Here is a 5,620-nt window from a genome sequence, read left to right as displayed (position 1 = left end):
GCCCACCAGCACTACGAGACCTTCCGCGCCCGCCTCGCCCCCTTCCCGGTGGTGGTGGAGGTCCTCACCCGGCTCCGCTCGCCGAAGGAGCAGGCGGATATCCTGCGCCGGCTGCGGGAGGGGGAGATCGATATCCTGATCGGCACCCATCGGCTCCTCCAGCCGGACGTGGTCTTCAAGGACTTGGGGTTGGTGATCATCGATGAGGAGCAGCGCTTCGGGGTGATGCACAAGGAGCACTTCAAGCGCCTCCGGGCCGAGGTGGATGTGCTCACCCTCACGGCGACGCCCATCCCCCGCACCCTGTATCTGGCCCTGAGCGGCCTGCGGGATATCAGCCTGATCCAGACGCCGCCGGAGGAGCGGCTGCCGGTGCAGGTGTATGTGGGGCCTTACGATGACCGCCTGGTGCGATCGGCGATCATGCGGGAGCTGGATCGGGGCGGACAGGTCTTCGTGGTGTACAACCGCGTGCACGGTTTGGAGGCCTGGAAGGAGCGGCTCGAGGCGTTGGTGCCTGGAGCCCGTTTCGGCATGGCCCACGGCCAGATGCCGCCCCGTCAGCTGGAGAAGACCATGATGGCCTTCACCCGGGGCGAGATCGACGTGCTGGTGGCCACGGACATCATCAGCAGCGGGCTGGACATCCCGAACGCCAACACCATGATCGTGATCCGGGCCGATCTCTTCGGGCTGGCGCAGCTTTACCAGCTGCGCGGGCGGGTGGGCCGCAGCGTCCTTCAAGGTTACGCCTACTTCCTTTACGATCCGAAGATCCCGCTCACCGCCGAGGCCCGGGAGCGGCTGGCCGCGATCTATGAGATCCCCGGCCTCGGCGGCGGGTTCCCCTTGGCCATGCGGGACCTCGAGGTCCGCGGCGCGGGGGAGATCTTGGGCACCCGCCAGCACGGGCACATCGCCGCGGTGGGCTTCGATCTCTATATGAAGATGCTGAACCGGGCGATCGCGGAGCTGCGGGCGGAGCGGGAGGGGTTGCCCCCGCCGCCGCCCTCCCCCGAGGGGGTCACCCTGAACCTCCCGTGGCCCATCGGGCTGCCTGAAACCTACGTCCCGGATCCAAAGCTCCGGTTGCAGCTCTACCGCCGGATGGCGGGGGTTCAGACGCTGGAAGGGGTGGAGGAGATCGCGGCGGAGTTGAAGGATCGGTTCGGCCCGCCCCCGGAGGAGGCCCGTAACCTGCTCCAGCAGCTGCGATTCAAAATCCTGGCCGCCCGCGCGGGGATCGAACGGATCTACACCGAAGGGCGGACCCTGGTCCTTCGCCCGGCGCCCCCTCAGGCGGATGGCCTGGTCCGGACACTGGGAGGCTGGGTGGCCGACGGCGCCGTGCGGATCCCCCGCCGACCCACTTGGCCTCAGGATCTGGAGCGATTGCTCCGGGCTTGGGCGGGGCGCTGAGGCATGCCGGGCGATCCGCTCTCTATTCGATATTCAGCCGGTTTCCATTCGATTCGGAGTTCTCGTAGGGGGCCGAGCCGCGCGCCGAAGGCACGCAGCTCAGCTCCCAAAGCCCCCTGGAGGAAACCACCTCTATTCGGATGGGTGTGGCGTGAATACGGCTGAATAATTTAGAAAGGGGAGCCTGTGTCTTCGCCTCGGGAACTTGCGGCGATCCTCTTCGATTTAGACGGCACCCTGTACACGGCCGAAGGGCCGATCCCTGGTGCCGTGGAAGCCATCCGCATCCTGCGGGCGAGCGGCCTCGCGGTCCGCTTCGTCACCAACACCACCACCCGCAGCCGCCGGGCGCTGGCCGATCGGTTGCGCCGCATGGGCTTCACGGCGGCACCCGAGGAGATCTACAGCCCGCCATGGGCTGCGGGGCGTTTCCTGCGCAGCCGTCAGGCCCGGGCCTACCTGCTGGTTCCGGAGGGGGCACGAGAGGACTTCGAGGGGGTGCCCTTCGATGACCAGCGGCCGGATTACGTGGTCATCGGGGATCTCGGGGAAGGGTGGACCTTCGAGCGCCTGAACCGGGCGTTCCGGCTGATCCTGGAACAGGGGGCTGGGTTGATCGGCTTGGGCCGCACCCGATACTGGCGGGCGGCCGATGGGCTCCGTCTGGATGTGGGCCCGTTCGTGGCGGCCTTGGAGGAGGCGACCGGGCGAAAGGCTTTGATCCTGGGCAAGCCGGACCCCGCCTTCTTCCGGATGGTCCTGGAGGACCTGGGGGAGCCTCCGGAGCGGATGGCGATGGTTGGGGATGATATCGAGATCGATGTGGGCGGGGCGCAGGCGGTGGGGATGCGGGGGATCCTGGTGCGAACCGGGAAGTTCCGCCCAGCGGACCTGGACGGCCCGATCCGCCCGGATGCGGTCTTGAGCTCCGTGGCCGAGCTCCCAGCGTGGCTGGGGTAAAGCATGCGACAGGGGCCGCCCTCGGCGGCCCCTGTCGCATGTCCGCTCTGGAGAGAATCCGAGCGCTCCCTCATCGGGCTACTTTCCCTTGCCCTTCCCCTGGCCCGGCGGAGTGCTCGGGCGATGTTCCTGGCCGGGCGGGCTCTCGGGCCGGTTCTCCAGCCCCGGTGGCGTCTCAGGCCGCTGGCTGCCCCTCTTCGGCGGGTTGGCTGGCCCGGCCTCGACCCCCTCACAATGCGGCACGCCCATCCTCCCCTCATTGAACGCCGCCAGGATCTCCGCCAGGTGGATGGCAGTCTGCCCATCGGAGGATGAGGCGTGGACACCTGGGCTATGGGTCTCAAACCAGGCGGTCGCATCCTCAAAGGCGTCCTGAACCTCATCCGGCATCGAGGCGTCCGCGGCCGCGTTCAGGGCGGCGGCGATGTACTGATGGGCCAGGATGTAGTACGCATCGCCCCGCGGCGCCGTCCACAGAACTTCCATCCATGTCTTCCCGCTGGAGAAGAAGAGATCATTGGGGTGATGGCCCTCCGGCCACGCGTCCGGATGGGTCTTCCAGAAGCCCTGGGTCAGCACACAGCCACCGGCCACCGGGCAAGGAGGCGCCGTCAAATGCACCACCGCCTCCGCGGTGCGGGTCTCATGGGTGTCCGACTCAGTGAGGGTAGCGATGTTATGGAGCACACTTGTGGCGTCGCAGACAGCCTCATTGGTGATCGTCTTGTGGAACGAGACGGTGTCGGAATCGTGGAACGTCCACGGCCCGGTCTCGCTCGGGGTGCAGGTGAAGCCGGATGGGCAGTGCTCCGTATCCGTCACGGTCGCCGATGCATCGATCGTCACTGTAATGGGATGCTCCGGCAACGAGAAGTCTGCCTTCGGCTCCGGCCCGAAGGGCTCCCCAAGGTGCCCGGAGTGGTTCAGGATGGTGACGATGGCGTGGTTGCGATATTGGTGAACACCTGAGCTCGGCTTGAAAGGTATCTGATACGGATAGCAATAGGTCTCGCCGGGATTTAACACAGGTTTCGCGCTCACGTTGACGGTCACCGTGATGAATGGTTGGGGCTGACCGCTACCGGTTTTTACTTCCACCACGTCGGTGATTGCCAATCCGGTAGTGGTCACCGCTCCTGTGTTCGTCACGCAGATCGTGCCCCGGACCCCCGCTGTCTCGACCTCCGCTGCCACGTGGCGGGTGGCGGTGATCCAGTAGGTCACCTCGCCGGATTCCCCGAGGGCCAGGGTCAGGTCATCAGGGCTCACAGTTTTCGTGATGGACCAGTCATACGTAATCACGTGGGTCCAGAAGCCTTCAGCCGTTTTGTGGGCCTCGATGCTGGTGCCTGACTGACCTTGCCCCTGGTTCCCATGGTTCATGGGCACGATCGTATCCCCCCCGACCCATCCAGAGACCACCGCGGCCAGTCCGGAGGAACCGCCTCCCGCTGCCCAGGCCGTCCCCATGGCCAGCAGGATCAGCGCGAGGGCCGCGATGCCCAGGGCCATCCCCGCCCGCATCCAGGAAGTCCTCATGGTCTGCCTCCTTTCCGTCAACCTGATATGATCCGGAAAACGGATCATTTTCTATCAAAATACCGTCCTTGGTGTTCAAAAGTTATGGGTAGAATGGTAAGAAAATATACAACCTCAACGTGGTTAAATCTTTATGACCAACAAAAGTGAGAGAGAGGGGCTGGGATGGGAGGAAACAGGGCGCTGCCCATCCTGGGGGCCAGGGAGGGAATCAGGAAAAGCGAGGAAAGTCACCGAAGGCAACTTCCGCTTCCCAAACCCTGGAGAAAGGGCTGGGAAGGGCAATCACCCCAGGCGGCCGATCTGTCGCCTGGTCCCAGAACCGCTGGCCTGACGGCTCATCCCGTCGATCGGCTTCCCCCTGCCAGATGCTCGAGCTCCGATCTCCTCGGGAACAGGGATTCATCCACGGGCTTGAGGAAAGGCTGAGCGAGGATCGGGCGTCCGAGGAGCGGATCGATCTCCCGGCTGGCGAAACCGCTCGTTCCAGTCACACCCATGCAAAACCTCATCGGACCTCCGCACCGATGAGGCTCCACCCATCTGCGGAACCGACGGAGCTCAAGCGGATCCACTGAGGGGTCATCGATAAGGGGCCTGCCGTTCTTCCTTTAACCGGTGGATTCTTCCACGATGACACGCGCCGGATCCTCCCCTGCTTGTTCAATAATCCAGCAGGCATGATGCAGAATGGCTTGGGCGCTGAAATGTGTCTCGATATAAGCTTCTTCATCCAGCCTTGCAGGGGATCGCAGCGAACGGCTGGAATGGGTGATCAGCAATCCCCCTCCCTTTGTGTGAAGTGGGAACCGCCCACGGTTTTTCAGGCGGGGCAAGGCCCACCGGGCCACTTCGATGAGAAGGGCGCGCCATGAACCCAGGGGCAGTGTCGCTGCGCCATCTGGGAAGCGCAAACGGGCGGGCGGCCGCTGCCCTGGTCGCGTCGTCCGGCGCAAATCCTTCAAGCTTTTCCGACCAGGTGGAGGAGGTGGGAACACAATTGAGGGAGGGGCAGGACGAACGATCGGGGCTGCGGGCTGCCAAAGCGCCAGCAGTTTCCGAGCGATATCGCCCAGATGGCTGGGGTCTGAAGCTGAAGAGAGACGGACCTCGATTATTGGATTAGGGGCCTCATCTCGGGGACGGCTAATGTCCCATAGGATCCACCGATCGCCATCCGTGATCAGGTAATAGCGAATGCCACGCTGCTGGTAAAGTGGGAGAGCCCTGCGCAGGGCATTCTCGAACTCGCTCTCCGGGGTCCCTAATTTCTTGGCTTCCACTCCAATCCTCAATGACCCGGAGGCTTACAGGACATAATCCGGGCGCCCAACCTCCGTGGTGTATTCCGGAATCACTTGATCGGGATCCTCTGTATTCCAGCCCAGAGCCCGCAGGAGGGGATCGATCAAGGTATAGCGAGTGAGCATCTCGTTTTGCCGAAGGCGTTCGCCATACTGATCCATCCGTTCATGTAACTGCTGCAGCGTCTTCAATAATTGATCCATCCTTCATCCCCCTGGAAGCTTGAACCGCTTAGGGTTCTCCCTTTATAGGTGGGTTGTGGATCGATTCAAGAGTTTAATGGTTTGAGCGGTCTTAATCGCGTTCTCAATTATAATCGAAGAGTGATCTTTGGGTGCTCTGTTGCAAACAGAGGTGGTCAGTGGAATCTCTGTGAGGGGCGGGCCGCATAAGCGGC

At 63.6% G+C, this 5,620-nt stretch carries 6 protein-coding genes; 2 read left to right on the top strand and 4 right to left on the bottom strand.

Annotated features, from left to right (window positions below):
* A partial coding sequence (locus tag ACFMO5_RS01690) for a helicase-related protein (RefSeq protein WP_376791039.1) occupies positions 1 to 1,419 on the top strand: 1,419 nt, incomplete at its 5' end.
* 186 nt (positions 1,420 to 1,605) lie between these two features.
* On the top strand, positions 1,606 to 2,379 hold the full coding sequence (locus ACFMO5_RS01685) for a TIGR01458 family HAD-type hydrolase (RefSeq protein WP_376791038.1): 774 nt from the start codon (positions 1,606 to 1,608) through the stop codon (positions 2,377 to 2,379).
* A 78-nt stretch (positions 2,380 to 2,457) separates the two neighbouring features.
* On the opposite strand, the gene ACFMO5_RS01680 is transcribed toward ACFMO5_RS01685, so the two are convergent.
* The 4 genes from ACFMO5_RS01680 to ACFMO5_RS01665 all read right to left on the bottom strand — a co-directional run bounded on the left by ACFMO5_RS01680 (position 2,458) and on the right by ACFMO5_RS01665 (position 5,426).
* Positions 2,458 to 3,918 carry a hypothetical protein gene (locus ACFMO5_RS01680; RefSeq protein ID WP_376791037.1) on the bottom strand — a complete coding sequence of 487 codons (1,461 nt, stop codon included), beginning with the start codon at positions 3,916 to 3,918 and terminating at the stop codon, positions 2,458 to 2,460.
* 338 nt (positions 3,919 to 4,256) lie between these two features.
* A complete protein-coding gene (locus ACFMO5_RS01675; RefSeq protein WP_376791036.1) occupies positions 4,257 to 4,418 on the bottom strand; it encodes a hypothetical protein in 162 nt (53 codons plus the stop codon).
* 111 nt (positions 4,419 to 4,529) lie between these two features.
* Positions 4,530 to 4,700 (bottom strand): hypothetical protein, encoded by a 171-nt coding sequence (locus tag ACFMO5_RS01670; RefSeq protein WP_376791035.1) that lies wholly within the window; start codon positions 4,698 to 4,700, stop codon positions 4,530 to 4,532.
* A gap of 525 nt (positions 4,701 to 5,225) precedes the next feature.
* Positions 5,226 to 5,426, bottom strand: coding sequence for a hypothetical protein (locus tag ACFMO5_RS01665; protein ID WP_376791034.1), 201 nt, complete (start codon positions 5,424 to 5,426; stop codon positions 5,226 to 5,228).
* Positions 5,427 to 5,620 lie beyond the last annotated feature (194 nt).

Source organism: Thermoflexus sp. (assembly GCF_042408365.1).
Taxonomy (GTDB): Bacteria; Chloroflexota; Anaerolineae; order Thermoflexales; family Thermoflexaceae; genus Thermoflexus.
This window is presented reverse-complemented; position numbering and strand designations above follow the sequence as displayed.

Coding starts and splice junctions, on each gene's coding strand:
- ACFMO5_RS01680 (WP_376791037.1), bottom strand. CDS start 3,918: ATGAGGACTTCCTGGATGCGGGCGGGGATGGCCCTGGGCATCGCGGCC.
- ACFMO5_RS01675 (WP_376791036.1), bottom strand. CDS start 4,418: ATGGGTGTGACTGGAACGAGCGGTTTCGCCAGCCGGGAGATCGATCCG.
- ACFMO5_RS01665 (WP_376791034.1), bottom strand. CDS start 5,426: ATGGATCAATTATTGAAGACGCTGCAGCAGTTACATGAACGGATGGAT.